This window comes from Oceanitalea stevensii, from assembly GCF_014837105.1.
Taxonomy (GTDB): domain Bacteria; phylum Actinomycetota; class Actinomycetes; order Actinomycetales; family Actinomycetaceae; genus Oceanitalea; species Oceanitalea stevensii.
The window spans coordinates 35,293-61,422 of record NZ_JACSPO010000008.1 but is presented as its reverse complement, the minus strand read 5'-3'; the positions used below and the strand labels follow the sequence as shown (position 1 = coordinate 61,422).

Annotated in this window: 25 protein-coding genes; 14 read left to right on the top strand and 11 right to left on the bottom strand. The window is 73.9% G+C overall.

What is annotated here, in order from left to right:
* Positions 1-3: 3 nt before the first annotated feature.
* The gene (locus H9624_RS12795) at positions 4-1,122 is read right to left on the bottom strand and encodes a YlbL family protein (protein ID WP_251840277.1); all 1,119 of its coding nucleotides are present in this window, start codon (positions 1,120-1,122) and stop codon (positions 4-6) included.
* 139 nt (positions 1,123-1,261) lie between these two features.
* Here H9624_RS12795 and H9624_RS12790 point away from each other — a divergent pair, with 139 nt between their 5' ends.
* Complete coding sequence (locus H9624_RS12790) at positions 1,262-2,716, top strand: zinc-dependent metalloprotease (RefSeq protein ID WP_251840276.1); 1,455 nt, start codon at positions 1,262-1,264, stop codon at positions 2,714-2,716.
* On the opposite strand, the gene H9624_RS12785 is transcribed toward H9624_RS12790, so the two are convergent.
* Complete coding sequence (locus H9624_RS12785; protein WP_251840275.1) at positions 2,713-3,246, bottom strand: M48 metallopeptidase family protein; 534 nt, start codon at positions 3,244-3,246, stop codon at positions 2,713-2,715. The genes H9624_RS12790 and H9624_RS12785 overlap by 4 nt on opposite strands.
* A 136-nt stretch (positions 3,247-3,382) precedes the next feature.
* Here H9624_RS12785 and H9624_RS12780 point away from each other — a divergent pair, with 136 nt between their 5' ends.
* On the top strand, positions 3,383-4,414 hold the full coding sequence (locus H9624_RS12780) for a thiamine biosynthesis protein ThiF (protein ID WP_251840274.1): 1,032 nt from the start codon (positions 3,383-3,385) through the stop codon (positions 4,412-4,414).
* Between the two features lies 1 nt (position 4,415).
* Here the strand turns inward: H9624_RS12780 and H9624_RS12775 are convergent, their stop codons facing one another.
* The 3 genes from H9624_RS12775 to H9624_RS12770 all read right to left on the bottom strand — a co-directional run bounded on the left by H9624_RS12775 (position 4,416) and on the right by H9624_RS12770 (position 7,235).
* Positions 4,416-4,754, bottom strand: coding sequence for a WhiB family transcriptional regulator (locus H9624_RS12775; RefSeq protein WP_307784963.1), 339 nt, complete (start codon positions 4,752-4,754; stop codon positions 4,416-4,418).
* A gap of 109 nt (positions 4,755-4,863) precedes the next feature.
* Positions 4,864-4,998 (bottom strand): hypothetical protein, encoded by a 135-nt coding sequence (locus H9624_RS16630; protein ID WP_286011195.1) that lies wholly within the window; start codon positions 4,996-4,998, stop codon positions 4,864-4,866.
* A gap of 194 nt (positions 4,999-5,192) precedes the next feature.
* Entirely contained in the window at positions 5,193-7,235 is a 2,043-nt protein-coding gene (locus tag H9624_RS12770; protein WP_251840273.1) for an ATP-dependent helicase, read from the bottom strand.
* Positions 7,236-7,385: 150 nt separating this feature from the next.
* Here H9624_RS12770 and H9624_RS12765 point away from each other — a divergent pair, with 150 nt between their 5' ends.
* Entirely contained in the window at positions 7,386-7,607 is a 222-nt protein-coding gene (locus H9624_RS12765; RefSeq protein WP_251840334.1) for a mycoredoxin, read from the top strand.
* 70 nt (positions 7,608-7,677) lie between these two features.
* Here the strand turns inward: H9624_RS12765 and nudC are convergent, their stop codons facing one another.
* A complete protein-coding gene (gene nudC, locus H9624_RS12760) occupies positions 7,678-8,652 on the bottom strand; it encodes an NAD(+) diphosphatase (protein ID WP_251840272.1) in 975 nt (324 codons plus the stop codon).
* An 85-nt stretch (positions 8,653-8,737) separates the two neighbouring features.
* Between nudC and H9624_RS12755 the strand changes: the two genes are divergently transcribed.
* The 9 genes from H9624_RS12755 (at position 8,738) to H9624_RS12715 (ending at position 17,989) form a co-directional block, all read left to right on the top strand.
* A complete protein-coding gene (locus tag H9624_RS12755) occupies positions 8,738-9,898 on the top strand; it encodes a macrolide 2'-phosphotransferase (protein WP_251840271.1) in 1,161 nt (386 codons plus the stop codon).
* A complete protein-coding gene (locus H9624_RS12750) occupies positions 9,895-10,758 on the top strand; it encodes a phosphatase PAP2 family protein (protein ID WP_251840270.1) in 864 nt (287 codons plus the stop codon). The genes H9624_RS12755 and H9624_RS12750 overlap by 4 nt, the downstream gene beginning before the upstream one ends.
* Positions 10,759-10,806: 48 nt before the next feature.
* Complete coding sequence (locus H9624_RS12745; protein WP_286011194.1) at positions 10,807-12,120, top strand: sugar ABC transporter substrate-binding protein; 1,314 nt, start codon at positions 10,807-10,809, stop codon at positions 12,118-12,120.
* Positions 12,117-13,112 (top strand): carbohydrate ABC transporter permease, encoded by a 996-nt coding sequence (locus H9624_RS12740; RefSeq protein WP_251840268.1) that lies wholly within the window; start codon positions 12,117-12,119, stop codon positions 13,110-13,112. The genes H9624_RS12745 and H9624_RS12740 overlap by 4 nt, the downstream gene beginning before the upstream one ends.
* Positions 13,112-13,960 (top strand): carbohydrate ABC transporter permease, encoded by an 849-nt coding sequence (locus H9624_RS12735; protein ID WP_251840267.1) that lies wholly within the window; start codon positions 13,112-13,114, stop codon positions 13,958-13,960. Before H9624_RS12740 ends, H9624_RS12735 begins: the two co-directional genes overlap by 1 nt.
* 25 nt (positions 13,961-13,985) lie before the next feature.
* Positions 13,986-15,287 carry an ABC transporter ATP-binding protein gene (locus tag H9624_RS12730; protein WP_251840266.1) on the top strand — a complete coding sequence of 434 codons (1,302 nt, stop codon included), beginning with the start codon at positions 13,986-13,988 and terminating at the stop codon, positions 15,285-15,287.
* 508 nt (positions 15,288-15,795) lie between these two features.
* The gene (ectA, locus tag H9624_RS12725) at positions 15,796-16,269 is read left to right on the top strand and encodes a diaminobutyrate acetyltransferase (protein WP_251840265.1); all 474 of its coding nucleotides are present in this window, start codon (positions 15,796-15,798) and stop codon (positions 16,267-16,269) included.
* A 47-nt stretch (positions 16,270-16,316) separates the two neighbouring features.
* On the top strand, positions 16,317-17,597 hold the full coding sequence (gene ectB, locus H9624_RS12720; protein WP_251840264.1) for a diaminobutyrate--2-oxoglutarate transaminase: 1,281 nt from the start codon (positions 16,317-16,319) through the stop codon (positions 17,595-17,597).
* 2 nt (positions 17,598-17,599) lie between these two features.
* A complete protein-coding gene (locus tag H9624_RS12715; RefSeq protein ID WP_251840263.1) occupies positions 17,600-17,989 on the top strand; it encodes an ectoine synthase in 390 nt (129 codons plus the stop codon).
* A gap of 88 nt (positions 17,990-18,077) precedes the next feature.
* On the opposite strand, the gene H9624_RS12710 is transcribed toward H9624_RS12715, so the two are convergent.
* The 5 genes from H9624_RS12710 to H9624_RS12690 all read right to left on the bottom strand — a co-directional run bounded on the left by H9624_RS12710 (position 18,078) and on the right by H9624_RS12690 (position 23,290).
* A complete protein-coding gene (locus tag H9624_RS12710) occupies positions 18,078-19,634 on the bottom strand; it encodes a leucyl aminopeptidase family protein (protein ID WP_251840262.1) in 1,557 nt (518 codons plus the stop codon).
* A 3-nt stretch (positions 19,635-19,637) separates the two neighbouring features.
* On the bottom strand, positions 19,638-19,808 hold the full coding sequence (locus H9624_RS12705) for a DUF3117 domain-containing protein (RefSeq protein WP_110852098.1): 171 nt from the start codon (positions 19,806-19,808) through the stop codon (positions 19,638-19,640).
* A gap of 140 nt (positions 19,809-19,948) precedes the next feature.
* The gene (locus H9624_RS12700; protein ID WP_251840261.1) at positions 19,949-20,806 is read right to left on the bottom strand and encodes an LOG family protein; all 858 of its coding nucleotides are present in this window, start codon (positions 20,804-20,806) and stop codon (positions 19,949-19,951) included.
* Positions 20,803-21,909 carry a succinyl-diaminopimelate desuccinylase gene (gene dapE, locus H9624_RS12695; protein ID WP_251840260.1) on the bottom strand — a complete coding sequence of 369 codons (1,107 nt, stop codon included), beginning with the start codon at positions 21,907-21,909 and terminating at the stop codon, positions 20,803-20,805. Before dapE ends, H9624_RS12700 begins: the two co-directional genes overlap by 4 nt.
* A gap of 4 nt (positions 21,910-21,913) precedes the next feature.
* On the bottom strand, positions 21,914-23,290 hold the full coding sequence (locus tag H9624_RS12690) for an NAD(P)H-quinone dehydrogenase (RefSeq protein ID WP_504740258.1): 1,377 nt from the start codon (positions 23,288-23,290) through the stop codon (positions 21,914-21,916).
* Positions 23,291-23,485: 195 nt separating this feature from the next.
* Between H9624_RS12690 and H9624_RS12685 the strand changes: the two genes are divergently transcribed.
* Together H9624_RS12685 and H9624_RS12680 are read left to right on the top strand one after the other, a co-directional pair.
* Positions 23,486-24,319, top strand: coding sequence for a purine-nucleoside phosphorylase (locus tag H9624_RS12685; RefSeq protein WP_251840259.1), 834 nt, complete (start codon positions 23,486-23,488; stop codon positions 24,317-24,319).
* A 15-nt stretch (positions 24,320-24,334) separates the two neighbouring features.
* Complete coding sequence (locus H9624_RS12680) at positions 24,335-26,032, top strand: phospho-sugar mutase (RefSeq protein ID WP_251840258.1); 1,698 nt, start codon at positions 24,335-24,337, stop codon at positions 26,030-26,032.
* Positions 26,033-26,130: the final 98 nt, after the last annotated feature.

Below are 26,130 nucleotides of genomic sequence, written 5' to 3'. Positions count from 1 at the left end.
GGCTCAGGGGGCCGGGCACCGCTCGAGGTCCCCGGTACGTCCCTCCGTCACGGCCTCGAGCGCCGCGACGGCGTCGGAGACGGTGTCGACGGCGACGACCTCCAGGCCGTCCGGCACCGCGCCGGTGACGTCGCCGCAGTTCTCCACCGGCGCGAGGAACCACTCGGCGCCGTCGCGCCTCGCACCGGCGAGCTTCTGGGCGATGCCACCGATCGGGCCGACGTCACCGGCGAGGTCGACCGTGCCGGTGCCGGCGACGACGGCGCCACCGGTGAGCGAGCCGGGGGTGAGCATGTCGACGATCCCGAGCGTGAGCATGAGCCCCGCGCTCGGGCCGCCGATGTTCTCGATGGCGAAGCCGACGTCGACGGGCAGGTCGACCTCCGGGGAGATCATCACGCCGAGGAGGCTGCCGCCGTTGCCGTCGTCGGCGGTGACGACCTCCACCGGCGTCTCCTCCCCCGCGCGCTCGACGCCGAGGGTGACGGTCGACCCGGGCGGGGTGTCGGCGAGGACGTCGCTGAGCACGGCGAAGGAGGTGAGCTCGGTGGGCTCGGCGCCGGCGGCGATGCTGACGAGGGTGTCGCCCTCCTCGAGCAGCCCCGTGGTGGGGCCGTGGGGGCTGGTGCCGGCGACGCGCAGCTCGGTGGGCACGTCGTAGTCGAGCTCGGTGAGTGCCGCGACCGTGGCGTTGGTCTGCGAGGAGCTCATCTGCAGGGTGGACTCCTGCTCGACGTCCTCCCGGGTCTGTTCGGGGTCGAAGGCGGCCTCGCGCGGCAGCACCGTCGTCGTCCCCGAGAGCCAGCCGCCGATGACCTGGGCGGCGGTGGCCGGGAAGCCCGGCCCGCCGCGCGTGGAGACGGTGGTGAGCCGCAGCTCCCCGTCGGTCGGGTAGGTCTCGGTGCCCTCGACGGTGATGAGCGGGGCGTCGGTGCCGGGGGCGTCCCCGAGGGTGTCGACCGTCGGCCCGGGGCTCTGGATCGCGTAGGGCGGGGTGATGACGAGCATCGCCAGGGCGAGGACGAAGGTCACCGCACCGGCGACGGCCGCGGTCACCGTCCGAGGGGTGAGCAGCGGCCGGTCGTCGTCGGTCACCGGGGGGCGGTCGGGTCGCAGGCGCACCGCCACATCATCACCCCGGGCGGGCGGCAGACCGAACCGTCCGGTGTCGTCACGCCCTCGGCGAAACCGCTCCGGCCGTGCTCTGGCCCGCCGGGCCGCGGGGTTACCGTGGTGCCCCCCGAAGGATCGGAGCTGTCGAATGAGCCAGGACCCCGCCGGTGAGGAGAGCTGGGAGGCGCTGCTGCGCTCGATGCTCGGGCCGCAGGCCGCCGACGAGGCCATGGCCGCGATGCGCGCCGCAGGCCTCGACCCGGAGGCGATGGCCAGTGCCGCCGGCCTCCCCCAGGACCGCAACCAGCTCGCGATGATGCTCGGCCAGATGCAGCACATCCTCGCCGCCGGCGGCAGCGACCCCGTCAACTGGGCGCTCGCCGGTGACGTCGCCACCCAGGTGGTGCGTCAGACCGGTGACGTCACCGTCACCGCCGCCCAGGCGGCCGAGGCCACCGAGGCGCTGCGCGTGGCCGACCTGTGGCTGGACGCCGTCACCGAGCTCGGTCCCAGCGGGGGCGCCACGCGGGCGTGGTCCCGCTCGGACTGGGCCCGCGAGACCCTGCCGACGTGGAAGACGCTCGCCGAGCCCATCGCCACCTCCGTGGCCCGCGCGCTCGAGCGCGTCCTGGAGGAGCAGACCCGGGAGCTCGGTGACCACCCGCTCGCGGCCGGCCTGGGCGCCGGTGCGGGCGGCGGCATGATCCGCCAGCTCGGCGGCGCCGTCTTCGGGATGCAGGTCGGCCAGGCCGTCGGCACGCTCGCCGGGGAGGCCTTCGGTGCGTCCGACACCGGCCTGCCGCTCGTCGAGGGCCACGACGCCGCCCTCGTCCCCGCCAACGTCGAGGCCTTCGCCGAGGGCCTGGACGCTCCCGCCGAGGAGGTCCGTCTCTTCCTCGCCGTGCGGGAGGTCGCCCACGCGCGGCTCTTCGCCCACGTGCCGTGGCTGCGCGCCCACCTCCTGGGCACCGTCGAGGCCTACGCCCGGGAGATCTCCATCGACACCGGGGCCATCGAGGAGGCCGTCCGCGGCCTGGACCCGAGCGACCCCGAGTCCCTGCGCGAGGCGTTCTCCGGCGGGGTCTTCGCCCTGGAGCAGAGCGACGCGCAGCGCGCGGCGCTGGTCCGCCTCGAGACGGCGCTGGCGCTCGTCGAGGGCTGGGTGGAGGTCGTGGCCGGCCAGGCCGTGGCACCGCACCTGCCGCACGCCGTCCCCCTGCGCGAGATGGTCCGCCGCCGGCGCGCCGCGGGCGGTCCGGCCGAGCAGACCTTCGCCTCGCTCGTCGGCCTCGAGCTGCGGCCGCGGCGGCTGCGCGAGGCCGCGGCGCTGTGGACGCACCTGGCCGAGCAGCGCGGCGTCGAGGCGCGCGACGCCCTGTGGTCCCACCCCGACCTCATGCCGACGGCAGAGGAGCTCGACGACCCGAAGGGATTCGTCGCCGCCCGTGACGCCGCCGCGAGTGCGGACGAGGACGTCGACGCCGCCCTCGCGAGCATCTTCGCCGAGGCCGAGCAGGCCGAGGGCACGGACACCGCCCAGGACGAGGACGCCGCCGACGACGACCGTCCCGTCGGGGACGACGCCGAGGGCGACCCCCGCTAGTCCTCCGTCCCGCCAGGCTCGGGGGCCTGCCGTCCCTCGAGCCGGCGGGCGAAGGAGACGCCGTCGAGGAAGCCGCGGGCCCGCTCGGTCTGGGGGTAGCGCTCGACCCAGGCCCAGAACTCGGGCCCGTGGCCGCCGACGAGCAGGTGGGCGAGCTCGTGGACGAGCACGTAGTCCAGCACCCACGTGGGCATGCCCTTGACCTGCTCGGAGATGCGGATGGTGCCGGTGCCCGGCGTGCACGAGCCCCAGCGCGTGGTCTGGTTGCCCACCCACGCGACGGACTGCGGGCGGGCACGACCCTCGAGGTAGCGCGTGGACAGCTGCTCGGCGCGGGTGGCGAGCTGTGCGTCCGACGGCCGCCGGCGGCGACCGGTGCGCTCGAGCCGCTCGACCATCCGCGCCACCCACTCCGCCTCCTCGGCCGCGGTGAAGCGGTCCGGGATGGCGACGACGGTGCGCCCGTTCTCCCGGAAGGCCTGGACCGTCCGGGTGCGCCGGCGGCTGCGCCTGACCTCGATCTCCGACATGCGTCCAATCTACGGCGGGCCACCGACACCTCGGCCGCGCGGCCCGTCCCCGTCCACAGGCGCGGCTGTCCACAGGGCGCCGGTGCAGCCGCGCGGCACGGGTCGGCCCGCTGCCATCCTCGGGGTGGGAGGGCACATGCGACTACGACCGGGCACCCACGTGCTGTGGCGCCAGGAGGGCAGCAGCCAGGTCCACGCGGACCCGGACCACGCCGTCGTCCTGGACGGGCTGACGGGTGAGGAGCAGCGGCTGCTCGACGGCCTCGAGCGGGAGACGAGCGAGGCCGCGTTCCTCGCCCGTGGACGCGAGCTCGGGGTGCGTGCCGGCCGGGCGCGCGAGCTGCTCGCCCGGCTCGAGGACTGCGGCGCGCTCGAGCGGGCGCGCGACCCCTCCCTCGACCACCAGGGACTGGGCGCGGAGGTCGACCACTGGTCGCGGGTTGCCCACTGCGACGCGAGCGACGTCGTCGGCCGCCGCGGCCGCGCGACGGTGGCCGTCCTCGGGCTGGGGCGGCTCGGGCTGCTCGTCGCCGCGGGCCTCGCGGCCGCCGGCGTGGGGACACTGCTCGTGGAGGACCGGGCGCGCGTCCGGCGTGACGACGTCGGCCTGGGCGGCTACGGCCTGCACGACGTCGGCACGGAGCGCGGGGAGCGGGGCCGGGCGGTGCTGCGCCTGGCGCACCCCCACCTGCGGACCTCGGCGCCGGCGCGCACCCGGCCTGACGTCGTCGTCCTCGTCGAGCAGGACGTCAGCGACCCGGTGCGGTTGCGGCCGCTCGTGCGGGAGGACGTCGTCCACCTGCTCGTCGTCACCCGGGAGGTGGACGTCGTCGTCGGTCCGCTCGTCACGCCCGGGGCCGGACCGTGCGGGCGCTGCGTCGAGCTGCACCGCACCGCGGCAGACGAGCGGTGGCCGGCGGTGGCCACGCAGCTGCTCGGCACGCCGGCGAGGGGTGTCGAGGCCGCCACCTGCCTGCTCGCGGCCGCCGTCACCGTCGGGCAGCTCGTGGCCTACCTCGACGGCCGGCCGGTGGCGACGGCGGGCACGAGCCTCGTCGTCGACGCGCGGCGGCCGGTGCCCCGGACACAGCAGTGGCCGGGGTACCCGGACTGCGGGTGCACCGGCCTGCCGGCGCGGACGGGGGTGGTGCCGGCCGCTCGGGCCTGACTCAGGCCGCGGGGTGGTGCTTGCGGGGACGGCCACGGCCGCGCTTGGTCGCGACGACCTCCCCGCCGATGAAGACCTCTCCGCCCCACACGCCCCACGGCTCGGCGGGCTCGAGCGCGCCGGCGAGGCAGGCCTCGCGCACGGGGCAGGTACGGCACAGCGTCTTGGCGAACTCGACGTCCGCCTGACGCTCGGCGAACCAGAGGTCGGGGTCCTCCGCGTCCTGGCACGGGGCGAGCGGCGTGGGCTCGAGCAGCGCGAGCTCGTCGGTCTCCTCGGCCAGCGGCCACGACTGTGAGGACCCCTCGTTGAGGCGGTCGAGAAGGGTGGTGAGTTGCACGAGATTCTCCGTGAGTGCGAAGCCGGGTCTGGACAGACCTGCGGCAAGTCCCCGGGAGGGGCGAACCGCGGTCGGGAGCTGCGCGGTCCGGCGGAGAACGTGTGTGGTTCTACGGCGTCCGGAGCGCGCGGCCCTCGGCGTAGCCGACGGGCGCGGGGCGAAGGCGGGAGCAGTCCCCGGTGAACCAGGGCAGAGCTCGGCCCAGCTCACGGCTGGCGGCATCCATCGAGATGATGGTGATCACTGCGGTTCACCTCCCCTTCGCACATGGGGACCCCTCGTGTGCTGGCTAGGCACGGGCCCCGACTCGGTCACGGACGAGTAGGAGATTACGCCCGCCCTGTGACGGGGGGCAAGGTATTTACCGAGGGAGATTTTCCGGGCCGCCTCGACGGCCCGGAACCCGCGTGCTGACGCGGCTCTGGCCGGCAGGAAGGCTCAGGCGCCGGGCGGCTCGACGACGACCTCCTCGCCGCGCACGACGGCGAGGACGGCGGGCCCGTAGGACTCGAGCTTGGCGGCACCGACGCCGCGCAGGATGCCGAGCTGGCGCAGGTCCTTGGGCTTGGCCTCGGCGATCGCGGCGAGGGTCGTGTCGTGGAGGACCGTGTAGGGCGGCTTGCCGATCGCGGCGGCCACCTGCCCGCGCCAGGCGCGCAGGCGTTCGACGAGGACGGCGCCCTCGGGGTCGGACTCGGCGAGCTCGGCGATGCGGTCACGCCGGGGCGCGCGGGCGGCGGGGCGGCGGGCGGCGCCCTCCTCGGGCCACAGGCCGTCGAGGAAGCGCGAGGGCTTGCGGCTCGCGCGCCCGCCGACGGTGCGGGCTCGGGCGTAGGAGAGCATGAGGTGCTCGCGGGCCCGGGTGACGCCCACGTAGAGCAGTCGGCGCTCCTCGGCGACCGCCTCCTCCGTCTCCGCCAGGGAGATGGGCAGCAGCCCCTCGCTCACCCCGACGAGGAAGACGGCGTCCCACTCCAGGCCCTTGGCCGCGTGGAGGGAGGCGAGGGTGACCCCGGAGACAGTCGGGGCGTGCTGGGCGCTGGCCCGCTCCTCGAGCTCGGTGACGAGCCCGGCGAGGTCCGCGCCGCGGGCGGCCGCGATCTCGTCCGCGAGCGCGACGAGCGCCTGGAGCGACTCCCAGCGCTCGCGGACCGCGCCGCGGGCGGCCGGCGGGTCCGGGGCCCAACCCATGCCGGCGAGGACGTCGCGGACGGCGTCGGGCATGGGGTGGTCGGTCATCGTGCGGGCCGCCCCGCGCAGGAGGACGACGGCCTCGCGCACCTCGCGGCGGGAGAAGAAGCGCTCCCCGCCGCGCACGAGGTAGCCGATGTCCGCCTGGGCCAGGGCCTGCTCGAGCGCCTCGGCCTGGCCGTTGGTGCGGTACAGGACGGCGATCTCCCCCCGCGGCACGCCGGACTTCTCCAGGGCCGCGATGCGGGCGGCCACCCCGGCGGCCTCCGCGACGTCGTCGTCGAAGGCCTCGAAGCGGACAGCGGGCCCCGAGGGGCGCTGGGCGACGAGCCGGACGGCCGCGCTCGAGCGGTGCCTCCCGGCCCGCTCGAGGACGCTGTTGGCGAGGGACACCACCTGGGGCGTGGAGCGGTAGTCACGCACGAGGCGCACCACCTCCGCGCCGGGGAAGCGGCGCGGGAAGTCGGTGAGGAAGCGCGGGGTGGCACCGGTGAAGGAGTAGATGGTCTGGGAGACGTCCCCGACGACGCACAGCTCCTTGCGGTCCCCGAGCCACAGGTCGAGGAGGCGCTGCTGGAGCGGGGAGACGTCCTGGTACTCGTCGACGACGAAGTGGCGGTACTGGCGGCGGACCTCCGCGGCGACGTCCGCGCGCTCCTCGAGGATGCCGACCATGAGGAGGAGGACGTCCTCGAAGTCGATGACGCCGCGCTCGGTCTTGACGTCCTCGTAGATCTCCAGCAGCCGCGACACCGTGGCGCGGTCCTGCCCGGCCGCCTCCTCGCGGCCGGCCGCGACGGCGCGCGTCACGTAGTCCTCGGCGGTGACGAGGCTGACCTTGGCCCACTCGATCTCGGCGGCGAGGTCCCGGATGCTCACGCGGTCCACGCCCAGTCCCAGGCGTGAGGAGGCCTCGGCGACGAGCGGCGCCTTGTGCTCCTGGATCTTCGGCAGCCCCCCACCGATCGCCGCGGGCCAGAAGTAGGACAGCTGGCGCAGCGCGGCCGCGTGGAAGGTGCGCGCCTGGACGCCCCCCACCCCGAGGTCGCGCAGCCGCGAGCGCATCTCCCCCGCGGCGCGGGCGGTGAAGGTGACGGCGAGGACGGTCGTCGGGCTGTAGACGCCGGCCCGCACGCCGTGGGCGATGCGGTAGGTGATGGCGCGGGTCTTGCCGGTGCCCGCGCCGGCGAGGACGCACAGCGGCCCGGTGAGGGTCTGCGCCACGGCGCGCTGGTCGTCGTCGAGGGCCGCGAGGAGCTCCTCGCTGCTGGGGGTGGTCGTGCTCGTCATCGAGGTCAGTCTCTCAGCCCCCACCGACACGCGGCCCGGCCGTCCCCAGGCCAACGGAAATACGCCGTCGCGCGACGGCGTTATGGTCGGCGAACCCGACCGAAGGAGACCTCTGTGAGCACGACGACGCCCGAGCCCGGCACGATCACGATGTACACGACCACGTGGTGCGGGTACTGCCGCCGGCTGAAGAAGCAGCTCGACGGCGAGGGCATCGGCTACCGCGAGGTCAACATCGAGGAGGACCCGCAGGCCGCGAGCTTCGTCGAGGAGGTCAACGGGGGCAACCAGACCGTCCCGACGGTCCTGTTCCCCGACGGCTCCGCCGCGACCAACCCCTCCCTCAACGAGGTGAGGACCCGCCTGGGCTGAGCCCCGGGCCGCAGCCGGACGCAAGGTGTGGGGTGACGGACCTCCGAGGTCCGGAACCCCACACCTTGTCTCATGCCGGGGACGGGCCGGCCGCCAGCGGGCCGCCGTACCAGTCCTCGATGAGCGAGCGGGCGATCGAGGACAGCGAGGGCAGGAGCACGGTCCCCTCGGCGACGGCGGCGGCCAGCCCGGCGCGGGTGAAGAAGCGCGCCTCGGTGAGCTCCACGCCGTCGACGGTGATCTCGGTGCCCGCCCCCGCGGCGACGTCCGCCCGGAAGGCCGTCATCAGCGAGCAGGGGAAGGGCCACGGCTGGCTGCCCTCGTAGCGCACCGCGTCGACGACGACGCCGGTCTCCTCGGCCACCTCCCGCCGCACCGCCGCCTCCAGCGACTCCCCGGGCTCGACGTAGCCGGCCAGGGTGGAGAAGCGGTGCTCGGGCCAGTGGGCGGCGTGCCCGAGCAGCAGGCGGTCCTCGGCGTCGACGACCGCCATGATGACCGCGGCGTCGGTGCGCGGGTAGTGCAGCGAGTGGTCGACGACGCAGCGGCGCACCCACCCCGCCTCGAGCACCTCGGTCGCCTCCCCGCAGCGGGGGCAGCGCGGGTTGCGCGCGTGCCACGCGGCGAGCGCCACCGCCGTCGTGCCCAGCCCGGTGTCCCGGTCGCTCAGCCGGTCCCCGATCTCCCGCAGGTTGCGCATCCCGACGCCGGCGAGGAGGGCCACGAGCGGCGCGTCGGTGTCGACCGGTGCGCCGTCGAGGTCCCGCTCGGAGCCGAGGTGGCCGGGCAGGACGAGCGCGACGAAACGCGCGTCCCCCTCCCGGCCGAGGTAGTGGACCTGCTCGGCCGTCCACGCGTCGGCCGGCACGTCAGCCGCGGGGAGCAGGACGAGACCGTCCTCCCCCGCCCCGACCTGGCCCCGGTGGACGAGGAGGACGCGCGTGCCCGGGTCCTCCCGCAGCTCCCCGAGGAGGCCGGGACGGGCGCGGGAGGCGCCGTCGGCGTCGATGGTCGTCCGGGCGAGAGGGAGCTGGGTGAGGGCCACCCGGGCACCGTATCCGCACCCCGATCTGGGGGCGCGCCGCGGGTGCCGCGGGTGAGGAGGGCACGCGGGTCCTACGGTTGGGGGCGTGACACGTAGATCCCCCCTCGCCCTGGCGGCGCTCGCCACTGCGGCGGTGCCGGGCCTCGACGTCGTCGCGACCCGCTCCCCGCAGAGCACCACCGCCGACTTCCAGGTCACCGGGGTCCTCGACTCCGGCGGACGCCACTGGGTGGTCCGCTGCCCCCTGCACGCCTCGGCCGGGGCGTCGCTCGAGGCGGAGGTCGCACTGCTCGGCGCCCTCGCGGCACACGTCCGCGACGGCGCGCTGCCCTTCGCCGTGCCCGAGCCCGCCGGCTTCGCCGCCCTTCCCGAGGGTGGGCGCGCGATGGTCTACCGCCAGCTGCGCGGACGCCCGCTCGACCTCGAGCGCCTCGGCCCCGGGCCCGGGCTCGCGGCGGACCTGGGGCGCAGCCTCGCGGCGCTGCACGAGCTGCCGGCGCGGATCGTCGAGGACGCCGGCCTGCCGGTCTACGACGCCGACGAGTACCGCAAGCGCTGCCTCGCCGAGGTCGACGCCGCCGCCCGCACGGGGCACGTGCCCACCGTGGTGCTGGCCCGCTGGGAGCGGGCCCTGGAGGACGTCGCCCTGTGGCGCTTCCGCACCACCCCCGTCCACGGGGACCTCGCCGAGGAGCACGTCCTCGTCCAGGACGGTGAGGTGAGCGCGGTCATCAGCTTCTCCGACACCCACGTGGGTGACCCCGCCGTCGACCTCGCCTGGCTGCTCGCGAGCGCTCCCGAGGAGTGCCTCGACGCGATCGAGGAGGCCTACGCCCTCGCGCGCCCCGAGAACGCCGACACCTACCTCCTCGACCGGGCCCAGCTCGTCGGGGAGCTCGCCCTGGCGCGCTGGCTCATGCACGGCGTCAACACGTCCAACGAGCAGGTCGTCGCGGACGCCGTCCACATGCTCGAGGATCTCGCCGAGCAGGTCCGGGACGCGGAGCCGATCGGTCACCGCGAGCCCGTCGTCGTCCCCGGCCGGCCCGAGGACTGGGCCGAGGACGGCGACGACGCATCCGCCGCCGACGAGGACCTCGACCCGAACGCGACCGCCGAGCTGCCCTTCCTGCGCACCGAGCAGTCCCCGGACGGCCGGGCGGAGGGGACCGAGCCCGACGGCGGGGAGACCGAGCCCGAGGGCGAGGAGAGCGAGCCCGACGGCGGGGAGCCGTCCCGGGCGTGAGCGGCGGCCCGTCCGCCGGCACGCTGCGCCGGGACGCCGCCCTCACCGCCGTGCTGGCGGCCGTCGGCGTGCTCGCCGTGTGGTGGGTCTTCGTCACCACCGCCCTGGGCCAGCAGGTGGAGAGCACCGCGCTCGAGGGGTCGCGGATCGGCCGGCGACGCCTGTCCGAGGGCAGCCAGACGGTGCTCGACGTCGTCTCGGTGCCCTTCCTCATCGTCGTCATCGTCGTCGGCGTCGCGGTCGCCCTGCTGCAGCGGCAGGGGCGGGTCGCGCTCGCGGTGCCGCTCCTCGTCGGCGGCGCCAACGTCACGACGCAGGTCCTCAAGTACCAGGTCCTCACCCGCCCGGACCTCGACATCTCCGAGGCCGTCGCCAACTCGCTGCCGAGCGGGCACACGACGGTGGCCGGCACGGTGGCCGCCGTCGCCGTCCTCGTCGCGCCGCCGCGCTGGCGCTGGGCCGCCGCGCTGGCGGGCTGGGCCTACGCGGGCGGGACCGGGCTCGCGACGATGGTCAACGGCTGGCACCGCGCCTCCGACGTCGCCGCGGCGATGCTCGTCGTGCTCCTCTGGGGCGCGCTCGCCGTCCTCGTCGCCGGACCGGCCGTGCACGGTGCCGGGGACCGCCCCACCGCGGTGACGCGCCGGCTGGTCCTCCTCGCCGCCGGCGTCAGCGCGCTGCTCGCTGCCGTCTCGCTCGTCGTCACGTCCGGGCTCCCCGCGACCGGCGCGAGCCGCGCCGAGCTGATCGTCGCCTACGGCGGCGCCGTGCTCGGGGTCGCGGCCGTCACCCTCCTCACCGCGGGCCTCCTCCTCGACCTCTGCACGCGCACCCCGGCGCGCCCCCGCCCCGCCCGCTGACCCCGGGCCCGCTCTCGGGATGCGGACACCGCACTCTCGGTGTTGTCTATGGGCCACACGTCGGCCGCCGCAGGCCGACCGTCACGCCGAGGAGGGCACGTGCGACGACCGCGGACGACGATCACGGTCCTGACGCTCGCCCTGGCCGCCGGGCTCAGCGCCTGCGCCAGCGAGTCCGGACCCCCCGTGCTCACCTGGTACATCAACCCCGACGACGGCGGCCAGGAGGCCCTCGCCCAGACGTGCACCGAGGAGGCCGAGGGCGAGTACCGCATCGAGACCTCGCTGCTCCCCCGCGACGCCGCGTCCCAGCGCGAGCAGCTCGCCCGCCGCCTCGCGGCCTCCGACGAGTCGATCGACATCATGAGCCTGGACCCGCCGTTCATCCCCGAGATGGCGGCCGCCGGCTTCCTCGCCCCCGTCCCCGACGACCTCCAGGAGACCGAGGACGTCGTCCAGGGCGCGGTGGACTCCGCGACGTGGGACGGGGAGCTCGTCTCCGTCCCGTTCTGGGCCAACACCCAGCTGCTCTGGTACCGCAAGTCCGTCGCCGAGGAGGCCGGGCTGGACATGGAGCAGCCCGTCACCTGGGAGCAGCTCATCGAGGTGGCCACCGACCAGGAGCTGCTCCTCGGCGTCCAGGGCGCCAAGGCCGAGTCGCTCACCGTGTGGATCAACGCGCTCATCACCTCCGCCGGCGGGGAGGTCATCGCCAACCCCGAGGCCGAGGCCGACGAGGTGGAGATCGACCTCGACTCCGACGCCGGCCGCGCCGCCGCCTCCGTGCTCCAGCAGATCGGGCAGGGCGGCCTGGCCGGCTCCGGGTTCCCGACGGCGGACGAGAACGCGTCGATGAACCTCTTCCGCGGGGACGACGGCTCGTTCATGGTGAACTGGCCCTTCGTGTGGCCCGCCATCAACGGCTCGGACCCCGACATCGTCGAGGACATCGGCTGGGCCATCTACCCGCGGATGGACGAGGGCACCGACGCCGCACCGCCCGTCGGCGGGATCAACCTCGGGGTCAGTGCCTTCAGCGAGCACGTCGACGCCGCGTACGCCGCCGTCGCGTGCATCACCCGGCCCGAGCACCAGGCCGAGTACTTCGTCACCAACGGCAACCCGCCGTCGTCCGTCGAGGCCTACGAGGACGAGCGGGTCCAGGAGGACTTCCCGATGGCCGACACCATCCGGGAGTCCCTGGAGCTCGCCGCTCCTCGTCCCCAGACGCCCTACTACAACGAGGTCTCGATCGGCCTGCAGGAGACCTGGCACCCGCCCGCGGGGGTCGACCCCGAGGAGACCCCCGGGTCCTCGGCGGACTTCATCACCGCGGTCCTGCGAGACGAGAGGCTGCTATGAGCTCGAACATCCCCGCGGCCGGGCCCGCAGCGGACCGGCGTCCCGACGCCCCGACGCCCCGGCCGGACTCCCGCCCGCGCGGCAGGAAGGGCTCCGACCGCTCCCGCTCCGAGGCCCGGCTCGGCTGGTACCTCGCCGGGCCCGCGTTCCTCATCATGCTGGCGGTCACGCTCTACCCGATCCTCCAGGCGCTGTACGACTCGCTGTTCAGCCTGCGCCTCACGGCACCGGACGAGACCGAGCTCATCTGGTTCCGCAACTACCAGGTGGTCCTCGGCGACCCCGCGTTCCTCCAGTCGCTGTGGATCACGATCGTCATCACGATCATCACCGTCCTCATCGAGCTCGTCCTCGGCTTCCTCCTCGCGCTCGTCATGCACCGCGCGATCCAGAACCTCCGCGGCCTCATCCGCACGGCGATCCTCGTGCCCTACGGCATCATCACCGTCGTCTCCGCCTTCGCGTGGTTCTACGCCTTCGACATCAACTCCGGCGGCTACGTCAACAACTGGTTCGACTGGGTGCCGGGCATCACCGAGGACCTCAACTGGTTCTCCTCGCAGGGCACGTCGCTGTTCGTCATCATCGCCTCCGAGGTGTGGAAGACGACCCCGTTCATCTCCCTGCTCCTCCTGTCCGGCCTCGCGCAGGTGCCCGGGGACCTCGAGGAGGCGGCGAAGGTCGACGGCGCCACGGGCTGGCAGGTCCTCAAGCGGGTCATCCTGCCGAACATGAAGGCCGCGATCATGGTCGCCGTGCTCTTCCGGGCGCTGGAGGCCTTCCGGATCTTCGACAACGTCTACATCATGACCAACGGCGCGAACGACACCGAGGTGCTCTCGCTGCTGGCCTACAACACCTCGATAGGGCGGCTCGAGATCGGCCTCGGCTCGGCGATCTCGGTGCTGCTCTTCCTCTGCGTGCTCATCATCGCGGGCATCGCGATCAAGGGCTTCAAGGTCGATCTCGCCGGCTCGACGGGAGGCAAGTGATGAGGGGCCTGTCCACGAAGCAGAAGATCGGGTGGGTCGCGATCACGCTCGTCGTCCTCGTGTGGTCGCTGTTCCCCGTCGTGTCCATCGCCATGACCTCGTTCAAGACGCAGGCCGGCCTCTTCTCCGGGACCTTCCTGCCCGAGGAGTGGACGCTGGAGAACTACAAGACGATCCTCGCGCCCGGCGGCAGCGCCCAGGACCTCTTCCTGCCCTCGCTGCGCAACTCCATCGGCATCTCGCTCATCGCCACCTTCATCGCCGTCTTCCTCGCGACGCTGTGCGCCTACGCCATCGCGCGGCTGGACTTCCGGGGCAAGCGGGTTATCCTCACCACCGCCCTGGCCGTGTCGGTCTTCCCCGTCGTCTCGATCGTCACGCCGCTGTTCAACCTCTGGCGCTCGATCGGCCTGTACGACACCTGGGCCGGCCTCGTCATCCCCTACCTGTCCCTCACCCTGCCGATCTCCATCTGGACCCTGGCGGCCTTCTTCCGGCAGATCCCCTGGGAGCTGGAGCAGGCGGCCCAGGTCGACGGCGCCACCCCGTTCCAGGCCTTCCGCAAGGCCGTCGTCCCGCTCGCCGCCCCCGGCGTGTTCACGACGGCGATCATCGCCTTCTTCATCGCGTGGAACGACTTCGTCTACGGCATCTCGCTCACCTCGACGAGCGCCGCCCGGCCCGTGCCGGCGGCCCTGTCCTTCTTCACCGGCGCCTCGCAGTTCGAGGAGCCCACCGGCTCGATCTCGGCGGCGGCCATCGTCGTCACCGTGCCGGTCGTCATCGTCGTCCTGCTCTTCCAGCGGCGCATCGTGTCCGGCCTCACCCAAGGCGCAGTCAAGGGCTGAGGCCCGAACGAGAAGGAGTCCAGCCATGGCATCGATCACCCTCGACAACGTCGTCAAGACCTACCCGGACGGCTTCACCGCGGTCAAGGGCGTGAGCCTCGACATCGCCGACGGCGAGTTCGTCATCCTCGTGGGCCCGTCCGGCTGCGGGAAGTCGACCCTGCTGCGGATGATCGTCGGGCTGGAGGACATCAGCGACGGCGAGCTGCGCATCGCCGACGAGGTCGTCAACGACAAGGCGCCGCGCGACCGCGACCTCGCGATGGTCTTCCAGAACTACGCGCTGTACCCCCACCTCACGGTCTACGAGAACATCGCCTTCCCGCTGCGCCTGGCCAAGGGTGAGTACACCGACGAGCAGATCGACGAGCGAGTCCGGGAGGCCTCCCGGCTCCTCGAGCTCGACGAGCACCTCGAGCGCAAGCCCGCCAACCTCTCCGGCGGTCAGCGCCAGCGCGTCGCCATGGGCCGCGCGATCGTCCGGCGGGCCAAGGCCTTCCTCTTCGACGAGCCGCTGTCCAACCTCGACGCCAAGCTCCGCGGGCAGATGCGCACCGAGATCGCCCGCCTGCAGCGCAACCTCGCCACGACCACGGTCTACGTCACCCACGACCAGACCGAGGCGATGACCCTCGGGGACCGGGTGGCCGTGCTCCGGCGCGGCGAGCTGCAGCAGGTGGCCAGCCCGCGCGGGCTCTACGACCAGCCGATCAACCTCTTCGTCGCCGGCTTCATCGGCTCCCCGCCGATGAACTTCCTGCCGGGGATCGTCGAGGGCGACGTCCTGCGCCTGCCCATCGTCGACGTCCCCATGGACGAGCGGATGCGCGCCGCCGTCGGCGACCGTGAGGTCGTCATCGTCGGTATCCGCCCGGACGCCTTCGAGGACGTCGACACGATGGAGCCCGACCGCGCCGACGCCGGGGTGCGCCTCGAGGTCGACGTCGACGTCACCGAGTGGCTCGGTGAGGTGCTCTACGCCTACATCCCCTTCGAGACCCACGAGGCCGTCCAGGCGCAGCTCGAGGAGCTGGACCGGGACCTCGACGGCGAGGGCATGCGCACCCAGCTCATCATCTCCCTCGACGCGGCGAGCACCGTCCGCGCCGGCGACCCGGCCGAGCTGTGGTTCGACCCCGCCTCCCTCCACCTCTTCGACCCGGAGTCCGGTGACAACCTCACCCGCAGCGAGGAGCGCGCGGCCGAGCTCGAGGACCAGGCCCGGGCGATGCGCGAGCGCGCCCTCGAGCGGGCCAAGCGGCGGGCGGAGAAGGACGGCCAGCAGGACGGCGAGCGCGCGACGCAGACCGCCCGCACACGCCGCTGACCCACCCGCCCGCCCCGCTCCGACCCCCTCGCCACCGACAGCTGGATCCCGCACCGGGCGGGATCCAGTTGTCGGCGCACGTGGGGTGGGGCACGTGGGGGGCGGGTGGGTGGGCGGTAGTCATCGGCGCGGCTCGCTCCACTCGCCGCGCTCCGCCGCACCTCGCCGCGTCTCGTCTCGTCTCGGTGAGCTGACTCCGGCGGGGGCGCCGCGGGCGGGTGGTGCGCATGGTCCAGGTCACACTTGAGGAAATTTCTCACCATGTGGACGCAATTTTCCCCTCCCGAAAGCGTCTCGAGCACGGGCGGACCTTCCCGCACGGTGCCACGCGATACGGCCGGTGCGGCGGCGCGCGGCGGACGACCCCGGCCGCCGACGAACCGCTCCCGTCGGCTGTCGGACGGCGCGGGACCTCGTTAACGTGGTTGGCCGTATGCCCCCCGCCACACCAGCAGCACCCCGTGTCCCGTCCGCCGCCGCACCCGACACAGGCAGCGGCCACCCGCCCGTGACCGTCCGGGCCCCGGAGCCCGCCGAGGGCGCCGACATGTGGCGCCTCGCCCGCGACTCCGGTGCCCTGGACCTCAACACCTCCTACGCCTACCTCCTGCTGGCGCGCGACTTCGCGCGCACCTGCCGGGTGGCCGTGGTCGACGGTGAGGTCGTGGGCTTCCTCCTCGGCTACCGCCGCCCCGAGGAGCCGAGCACGCTCTTCGTCTGGCAGGTCGCCGTCGACCCGGCCCAGCGCGGCCGCCGGCTCGCCGCCCGGCTCCTGGCCGACGCCGCCGCCGGCGCCGGCTTCGTGGAGGCCTCGATCACCGCGGACAACACCGCCTCCCAGCGCCTCTTCGAGAGCTTCGCCGCCGAGCGCGGCGCCCCTCTGGTCCGCAGCGAGCTCTTCGCCGCCGCGGACTTCCCCGACGCCGGACACGAGACCGAAGGGCTGGTGAGGATCGGCCCCCTGGAGCCCATCGAGAGCTGAACCCACACCCGCACGCGTCCGTACCGCCACGAAAGGCAGCCTCCCCGATGACGATCACCAGCCCGACCACGACCACGACCGAGCTCGAGTCCGAGGTCCGCAGCTACTCCCGCTCCTGGCCGGTCACCTTCGACCGCGCCGTCGGCGCGACGATGTACGACACCGACGGCAACCCCTACATCGACTTCTTCGCCGGCGCCGGCTCGCTCAACTACGGGCACAACAACCCGGCCCTGAAGAAGGTGCTCATCGACTACCTCGCGCGTGACGGCGTCGTGCACTCGCTCGACATGTTCACCGCGGCACGCGACGAGTTCCTCACGACCTTCGCCGACACGATCCTGCGCCCACGCGGACTGGACCACAAGGTCGTCTTCCCCGGGCCGGGCGGCGCCAACGCCGTCGAGGCGGCGCTCAAGCTCGCCCGCAAGGTCACCGGCCGCGAGTCGGTCATCAGCTTCACCAACGCCTTCCACGGCATGACCCTGGGCGCGCTGTCGGTGACCGGCAACGCGATGAAGCGCGGCGGGGCGGGCGTCCCCCTCGTCCACGCGACACCGATGCCCTACGACGACTACTTCGACGGCGACGTCCAGGACTTCCTCTACCTCGAGCGGCTGCTCACCGACTCGGGCGGCGGCCTCAACCAGCCGGCCGCCGTCATCGTCGAGACCATCCAGGGCGAGGGCGGGATCAACGCCGCCCGCGCCGAGTGGCTGCGCAACCTCGCCGGCCTGTGCAAGCGGCACGGGATCCTGCTCATCGTCGACGACATCCAGATGGGCTGCGGCCGCACCGGAGGCTTCTTCAGCTTCGAGGAGGCCGACATCGTCCCCGACATCATCACGCTGTCGAAGTCGATCAGCGGCTACGGCCTGCCGATGGCGCTGACCCTCGTGCGCCCCGAGCTCGACATCTGGGAGCCGGGTGAGCACAACGGCACCTTCCGAGGCTTCAACCCCGCCTTCGTCACCGCGACCGAGGCGATCCGTCGCTACTGGTCCGACGACGCGCTCGAGCGCAGCACGATCTCCCGCGGCATGGCGATCGAGTCGCGCTTCAACGCGCTCGTCGCCCGCTACGAGAGCCACGGCCTCGTGGCCAAGGGCCGCGGCCTGGCCCGCGGGCTGCAGTTCCCCTCCGGCGAGCTCGCCGGCCGGGTCACCCAGGAGGCCTTCGCGAACGGCCTGCTCGTGGAGACGTCCGGACCGGGCGACGAGGTCGTCAAGCTGCTGCCCCCGCTCACCATCAGCCCGGCGGAGTTCGAGGCCGGCATGCGCATCCTCGAGCAGGCCGTCGTCACCGTCCTCGAGAACCAGGAGAACTGACCATGATCGTTCGTAGCTTCCACGACCTCGACGACACCGAGTTCGACATCCAGACCCCCAACTGGCGCTCGAAGCGCATCATCCTCGCCCGGGACAAGGTGGGCTTCTCGGTGCACGAGACCACGCTGTACGCGGGCACCGAGAACGAGTTCTGGTACGCCAACCACATCGAGGCCGTGATGATCGTCGAGGGCGAGGGCACGATCACCGACCTCGGCACCGGCGAGACGCACGAGCTGCGTCCGGGCTCGATGTACCTCCTCAACGAGCACGACAAGCACGTCGTCCGGCCGCGTACCGAGATCCGCACGATCTGCGTCTTCAACCCGCCCGTCACCGGCCGCGAGGTCCACGACGAGAACGGCGTCTACCCCTTGATCACGGAAAACTGACGCCCCCCTCTCCACCTCATATGCGGAAAATCCGCGGCTCCGGAGTCTCCGGAGCCGCGGATTTCGCGCATATGCGCTGGGTTGGGGGTTAGGCGAGGTCCTGCAGCCAGCGGAGCAGGAGGCGGGCGCCGTAGCCCGTGGGGCCCTCGGGGATCTCGTCGCGGGCCTTGGTCGCGCGACCGGCGCCGGCGATGTCCAGGTGCGCCCACGGGGTGTCCCCCGCGAAGTGCTGGAGGAACAGGGCCGCGGTGATCGAGCCTCCCGAGACGTGCGGGTCGCGCGCCTGGTGGGAGATGTCGGCGACGGCGGAGTCCAGGGCGTGCCGGTAGGAGTCCTCCAGGGGCAGGCGCCACGTCCGCTCGCCGCTCACCTCGCCCGCCGCCTGGAGGGCGGCGGCCAGGGACTCGTCGGTCGCGTAGAGGCCGGCGTGGGTCCGTCCCAGGCCCAGCGTCACCGCGCCGGTGAGCGTGGCGACGTCGACGAGGACGTCGGGCCGTGCGGTGTCACGCACCCAGGCGATCGCGTCGGCCAGGACCATGCGGCCCTCGGCGTCGGTGTTGGAGACCTCGATCGACGTGCCGTCGTAGGCGCGCACGACGTCGCCGGGCCGGTAGGAGGAGGCGCCGAAGGCGTTCTCCGCCAGGGCCAGCACGCCCACCACCCGGTGGGGCACCTGCAGCTCGGCGGCGGCGAGGACGGTCGCGAGCACCGCGGCGGCGCCGGCCATGTCGGTCTTCATGCCGACCATCGACTCGCGGGGCTTGATCGAGATGCCGCCGGTGTCGAAGGTGATGCCCTTGCCCACGAGCGCGACGGTCCGCCCGCCGCGCCGGCGCGGGCTGTAGGTGACCGTGACGAGCCGCGGCGGGGTCGCGGAGCCGGAGCCGACGGCGAGCAGCGCGCCCATCCCCTGCGCCCGGATCCAGGCCTCGTCGTGGACCTCGACGCTCACGCCGGGGACACCCGCGGCGAGCGCCTGGGCCTGCTCGGCCAGCCACTGCGGGTTCTTGACGTTGGACGGCGTCGCGGCGAGGAAGCGGGCCCGCACCGTGGCGGTGGCCGCCGTGCGCGCCGCCGCGATGACGGCGGTGTCCGCGTCGTTGCCGAGGAGGACCAGCCGGGAGGCGGCAGGCTTGCCCGGTCGCGGGGACTGCGCCATGCGCGGGCCGCGGTAGGCGGTGAGCCAGAAGCCCTCGAGCAGGGCGGCCAGGCCGGTGGTGCCGGCGAGCGCGCCGATGGGCGTGACGACCGTGCCCAGCCCGGTGGTCGTGCGGCACAGGGCCGAGCCGACCTTGCGCATGGCGTCCGGGCCGGCGTCGCCGACGCCGAGGAGCACCAGGCGGGCCGGCAGCTCGTTCCAGCCGAAGTCGCGGCCGGGCAGGGCACGCGGCAGGTCGAGGACCGCCGACTCCCCCGCCCGTCCGGTCAGGCCGTGGCGCGCGGCGAGGTCGACGAGGTCGATGCCGTAGCGCGCGGCGGCGTCCGCCGTGCCGGGGCGGGGCTCGACGCCCTCCTCGCCGGCGCCGGCGGGCGCGACGGCGACGACGACGGCGCCGGCCTGGGTGAGGTCGGCGCCGTCGAGCGAACCGGCCTCACCGACGACCTCGGGAAGCTCGGCGAGGCCGAGCTCGCTCAGGGAGGTCAACGGTCAGGCGGGGGCGACGGCGCTGAGGGCCTCGCTGAGCTCGCCTGCCTCCGCGGGCGTGAGCTCGACGACGAGGCGACCGCCACCCTCGAGGGGAACGCGCATGACGATGCCGCGTCCCTCCTTCGTGACCTCCATCGGCCCGTCCCCGGTCCTCGGCTTCATCGCGGCCATCTGGCACCCCTATTCGATCGACGTGTCGTGCCGCAGGGTCTGCGGCGCACCGGGACCAGTCTAGTCCACCCCTCCCCCGCGGCGGTGTGCGCTCGGGGCAACGGTGCAGGTCGGGGCGCTGCGACGGGCGCCCGGGACGCTCAGGAGGTCGAGGCCTCCTCCGCGGTGCGGGCCTGCGACTCCGCCTCGTCCCGCATGAGCGCGAGCCGGTCACGGACGCGGTCCACGGCCTCCTCGGCGGTGTCGACGACCTGGATGAGGTCGAGGTCCGCCTCGGCGATCGTGCCCGCCCGCACCATGGTGTCGCGTGCCCAGGCCAGCAGCCCGCCCCAGTACTCAGAGCCGACGAGCACGATCGGGAAGGAGTTCACCTTGCCGGTCTGGACGAGGGTGAGGGCCTCCCACAGCTCGTCCATGGTGCCGAAGCCGCCGGGCAGGACGATGAAGCCGAGGGCGTACTTGACGAACATCGTCTTGCGGGCGAAGAAGTAGCGGAAGTTGACCCCGAGGTCGACCCACTCGTTCATGCCCTGCTCGAAGGGCAGCTCGATGCCCAGGCCCACCGACACCCCGCCGGCCTCGCAGGCACCCTTGTTCGCGGCCTCCATGACGCCGGGGCCACCTCCGGTGATGACGGCGTAGCCGGCCTCGACGAGCAGGCGCCCGACCTCCTCGCCCATCCGGTACTCCGCGGAGTCGCGACCGGTCCGCGCCGAGCCGAAGACGCTGATGGCGGGGCCGAGCTCGGCGAGCGCGCCGAAGCCCTCGACGAACTCGCTCTGGATCCGCATGACGCGCCACGGGTCGGAGTGGACCCAGTCGGCGTCGCCGTCCTTGGCGAGCAGGCGCTCGTCGGAGGTCTCGGCGGGGATCTGCGCGCCGCGCAGCGTCACGGGCCCCTTGCGGTAGACGTCGGCGTCACGGCTGTCGCGGACGGAAGGGCGCTCGGGTTCGCGGCTCGCGCCTGCGGAACCGTTGCGGTTGTAGGACCGGCTCATCGTGCTCCTTCGGTCAGCCACGCCTCCAGGGCGGTGGCACAGTCACGGATCTGGGCGGTGGGGCAGTGCTCGTCGTCGGCGTGGGCCAGGGACGGGTCACCGGGCCCGAAGTTCACGGCCGGCACCCCGAGCTCGGCGAAGCGGGCGACGTCGGTCCACCCGTACTTGGGGGCGGGGCCGCCGCCCGTCACGCGCCCGACGGCGGCGAGGAAGTCGCCCACGCCGGGGGCGTCGAGGCCGGGGCGGGCCCCGGAGGCACCGTCGACGACGGTGACGTCGTAGCCGGCGAGCACCTCGCGCACGTGCGCCTCGGCCTCGGCGAGCGAGGACGACGGCGCGAAGCGGTAGTTGACGAGCACCTCGCAGGAGTCGGGCACGACGTTGCCGGCGATGCCGCCGCTGATGCCGACCGCGGACAGGCCCTCGCGGTAGACGAGGCCGTCGACCTCGACGGAGCGCGGCTCGTACTCGGCCAGGCGCGTGAGGATGGGCGCGGCGAGGTGGATGGCGTTGACCCCGCGCCAGGCGCGGGCGGAGTGGGCGGCGCGTCCCGCCGTCGTGACGGACACGCGCAGCGTGCCGTTGCAGCCACCCTCGATGCCGCCGTTGCTCGGCTCCCCGAGGACGGCGAAGTCGGCGGCCAGCCACTGCGGGTGGTGGCGGGCGAGGCGGCCGAGCCCGTTGCGCTCGGCCTCGACCTCCTCGTTGTCGTAGAACACCCACGTGACGTCCCACGCGGGTGCGGTGAGCCGCGCCGCGAGGTGGAGGGCGACGGCGACGCCGCCGAGCATGTCGACGCTCCCGCGGCCCCACAGCACCTCCTCGCCGTCGACGGTGCGCAGCTCGCTCGGCAGGTTGCCGGCGACCGGCACGGTGTCGATGTGGCCGGCGACGACCGCCCGACGCTCGCGGCCGAGCCGGGTGCGCGCCATGACGGCGTCACCGTCGCGCAGCACCTCCAGGTGCGGCAGGCCGGCGAGAGCGGCCTCGATCGCGTCGGCGAGCGGCCCCTCCTCGCCCGAGACGGAGGGGATGTCGCACAGGGCGCGGGTGAGGTCGACGACGTCGGCCGTGCGCAGGTCCGGGAGCGCGGGGGCGGTCATGCGCTCACTCCCCCGTCTGGTGGAGCGTGCGGGCGGCCTCCGCGATCGACCCGCTGAGCGAGGGGTAGATCGTGTAGACGTTGGCGAGCTGGTCCACCGTGATCCGCTGCGTGACGGCGACGGCGAGCGGGAAGATGAGCTCGCTGGCGCGCGGCGCGACGACGACCGCGCCGAGCACCGCCCCGGAGTGCCGGTCGGCCATGACCTTGACGAAGCCCTCGCGGATGCCGAGCATCTTCGCCCGCGGGTTGCGGGCGAGCGGCAGCTGGGTGATGACGGCGTCGACCTCGCCGTCGTGCACCTCCCGCTCACCGACGCCGATGGTCGCGATCTCGGGGGCGGTGAAGATGTTGGCGGTGACGGCGTCGACGTCGAGCGGGGAGACGGCGTCACCCAGCGCGTGCCACATGGCGATGCGGCCCTGCATCGCCGCCACGGAGGCGAGGGGCAGCACGCCGGTGCAGTCGCCGGCGGCGTAGACGCGCACCCCCGTCGTGCGGGAGACGCGGTCGACCTGGATGTGCCCGCTGTCGCGGAGCACGACACCGGCCTCCTCCAGGCCCAGGCCCGCGGTGCTCGGCACGCCGCCGACGGCGACGAGGCAGTGGGAGGCGGTGACGACGCGGCCGTCGGTGAGCTCGACCTCGACGCCGTCCCCGACGCGGCGGACGGCGGCGGCGCGGGAGCGGGACAGGACGGTCATGCCGCGGCTGCGGAAGACGTTCTCGATGAGCTCGGCGGCGTCCTCGTCCTCCCCGGGCAGCACCCGGTCGCGGCTGGAGACGAGGGTGACGGGCACGCCGAGGCCGTTGTAGGCGCCGGCGAACTCGGCGCCGGTGACGCCGGAGCCGACGACGACGAGGTGCTCGGGCAGCTCGGTGAGGTTGTACATCTGCGCCCAGGTGAGGATGCGCTCGCCGTCCGGCTGCGCGTCCGGCAGGACGCGGGGGGTGGCGCCCGTGGCGACGAGGACGATCTCGGCGACGAGCTCGATCTCCTCGCCGTCGGCGGTCGTCACGTGGACGGGCCGGGTGCCGGTGCTGCCGAGGTGGCCGGCCAGCCGGCCGGTGCCGTCGATGACCCGGATGCCCTCCCGCTCGAGGCGGGCGCGGATGTCCTGGGACTGGCGCTCGGCGAGCGCGAGGACACGCCGGTTGACGGCGGCCATGTCGACGGACGTGCCACCCCCGCCGCGGATGCCGAGCTCGGCGGCGGCCTCCGTCGTCGTCATCCACTCGGCGGTGGCGATGAGGGTCTTGGAGGGGACGACGTCGGTGAGGACGGCGGCCCCGCCGGTGCCCTGCCGCTCGACGAGCGTCACCCGCGCGCCGAGCTGCGCGGCGACGAGCGCCGCCTCGTAGCCGCCGGGCCCGCCGCCGATGATGACGACGCGGCTGCCCGCGCGGACCGGCGAGCTGCCGGCCGCGTCCTGGGTACGGCGTCCCTCGGTGGGGGCGGTCGGGGCGGGGCGGTCCGCGGCGGGCCGGTGCTCGTCGGTCGATGTGCTCACGCAGGCATTGTGCCGCCTTTGTCCCGCAGCATGCCCGCCGAGCACCCCGGACGGTAACGTCGGGGCATGGTCACCCCCACCGGCACACCGGACCACGACGCGCCCTTCGCCCTGGCCCGTGAGGCGGCCGACCGCCTCGCCGCGCTCACCGGGGTGGCGCGTCACGACGTCGCCCTCGTCCTCGGCTCGGGCTGGGGAGGGGCGGCCGAGCTCCTGGGCGAGACCGTCGCCGAGGTGCCCGCCGAGGAGGTGCCGGGCTTCCGCGCCCCCGTCGTCGCCGGCCACGGCGCCACCATCCGCTCGATCCGCATCGACGCCGACGGCGAGGCGCGCCACGCGCTCGTGCTCGGCTCGCGCACGCACTACTACGAGTCGCGCGACGTGCGGGCGGTCGCGCACGGCGTGCGGACCGCCGCCGCGGCCGGTGTGCAGCGCCTCGTCCTCACCAACGGCTGCGGGGGCCTGGACCCGGCGGTGGCGCCCGGCACACCGGTGCTCATCTCCGACCACATCAACCTCACGGCCGCCTCGCCCCTTGAGGGCGCGACCTTCGTCGACCTCACCGACCTGTACTCCCCGCGGCTGCGCGACATCGCGCGGGAGGTCGACCCCACCCTCACCGAGGGCGTCTACGTCCAGCTCCCCGGCCCCCACTACGAGACGCCCGCGGAGGTGCGCATGGTCGCGCTCCTCGGCGGCACGCTCGTGGGGATGTCGACGACGCTGGAAGCCATCGCCGCGCGGCACGTGGGCCTGGAGATCCTGGGCCTGTCGCTCGTGACGAACCAGGCGGCGGGCATCAGTGCCCAGCCGCTCTCGCACGAGGAGGTCATCGAGGCCGGCCGCGCTGCCGGCCCGCGGATCTCCCGGCTGCTGGCAGACATCGTCCGTCGTATCTGAGAGAGGAACCCATTCATGGATGTCGACGTCGTCCGGAGCTGGATCGCCGAGGACCCCGACCCGCAGACCGCCAACGAGCTGGGGGTGCTCCTCGAGCGTGCCACGACCGGCGGCCCGGAGGCCCCCGAGGCGCGTGCTGAGCTGGAGGACCGGTTCTCGGGCCCCCTCGCCTTCGGCACCGCCGGGCTGCGCGGAGCGATCGGCGGGGGTCCCAACCGGATGAACCGCGCCGTCGTCATCCGCACGACGGCGGGACTCGCCGCGTGGCTGAACGAGCAGCTCGGGGGCGCCGCGCCCCGCGTCGTCATCGGCTACGACGCCCGGCACGGCTCGGCGCGCTTCGCCGAGGACGCGGCCGCCGTCGTCACCGGAGCCGGCGGGGAGGCGATGCTCATGCCGACCGTCGGCCCCACCCCCGTGCTCGCCTACGCCGTGCGGGCCCTGGACGCCGACGCCGGGATCATGGTGACCGCCTCCCACAACCCCAAGGAGGACAACGGCTACAAGGTCTACCTCGGCGGGCGGGTCGTCACCGACTCGGGGCAGGGCGCCCAGCTCGTCTCGCCGGCCGACGCCGAGATCGCCGCGCGCATCGCCGCCGTGGGGCCCCTCGAGGACGTCCCGCGGCCCGCCGACGGCTGGCAGGTGCTCGACCCCTCGATCACCGAGGAGTACGTCGCCCGGGTCGCCTCGCTCGTCCCCCACGGCTACGCCCGCAGCCTGCGGATCGTCTACACCCCGATGCACGGCGTCGGGGCCGAGGTGGCCGTCGCCGCCCTCGCTGCCGCCGGGTTCACCGACGTCCACGTCGTCGCCGAGCAGGCCGAGCCGGACCCCGAGTTCCCCACGGTGGTCTTCCCCAACCCCGAGGAGCCCGGCGCCCTCGACCTCGCCTTCCGCCTCGCGCAGCAGGTCGAGGCCGACGTCGTCATCGCCAACGACCCCGACGCCGACCGCTGCTCGGTGGCCGTGCCGGACACCGGCACGGTCGAGGGCTGGCGCCAGCTCACCGGCGACGAGGTCGGTGCGCTCCTGGGCAAGCAGGCCGCGATCAGCGCGGCGGTGTCCGGGCACGGGGTGCTCGCCAGCTCCATCGTGTCCTCGCGGCTGCTCGCGCGCATCGCCTCCTCCCACGGCCTGGAGCACCGCACGACGCTCACCGGCTTCAAGTGGATCAGCCGCGTGCCGGGGCTCGTCTTCGGTTACGAGGAGGCGCTGGGCTACTGCGTGGACCCGCAGGCCGTGCGCGACAAGGACGGCATCAGTGCGGCCGTGCGGGTGGCGCTGCTCGCCTCCCAGCTCGTCGACCGGGGCAGCACGCTCCTCGACGTGCTCGACGAGCTGGCCCTCCAGCACGGGCTGCACGCGACGGCGCCGCTCACCCTGCGCGTCGAGGACGTCTCGGTCATCCCGCCGGCCATGAAGCGGCTGCGCGAGAGCGGCCCGGAGTCCCTCGCCGGCTCGCCGGTCGTGCGGACCGTCGACCTCTCCGTCGGCGAGGACGGGCTGCCCCCGACCGACGGGCTGGTCTACCTCACCGCCCGGGGCGACCGGGCGATCATCCGGCCCAGCGGCACCGAGCCGAAGCTCAAGTGCTACCTCGAGGCCGTGGAGCCGGTGAGCGAGCAGGACCGCCTGCCCGCCGCCCGCCGCGCCGCCGCCGAGCGCCTCGAGCAGATGAAGGCCCAGCTCGGCGCCCTCATCGGCCTGTAGCCCACGTCCGGGACGCACGTCCCAGCGCGCGCCGCACAGCTCCCCCCTTCCCCTTCCCCCTCGCCGAGCGCTGAGTTGTTCCTGGAACAACTCAGCGC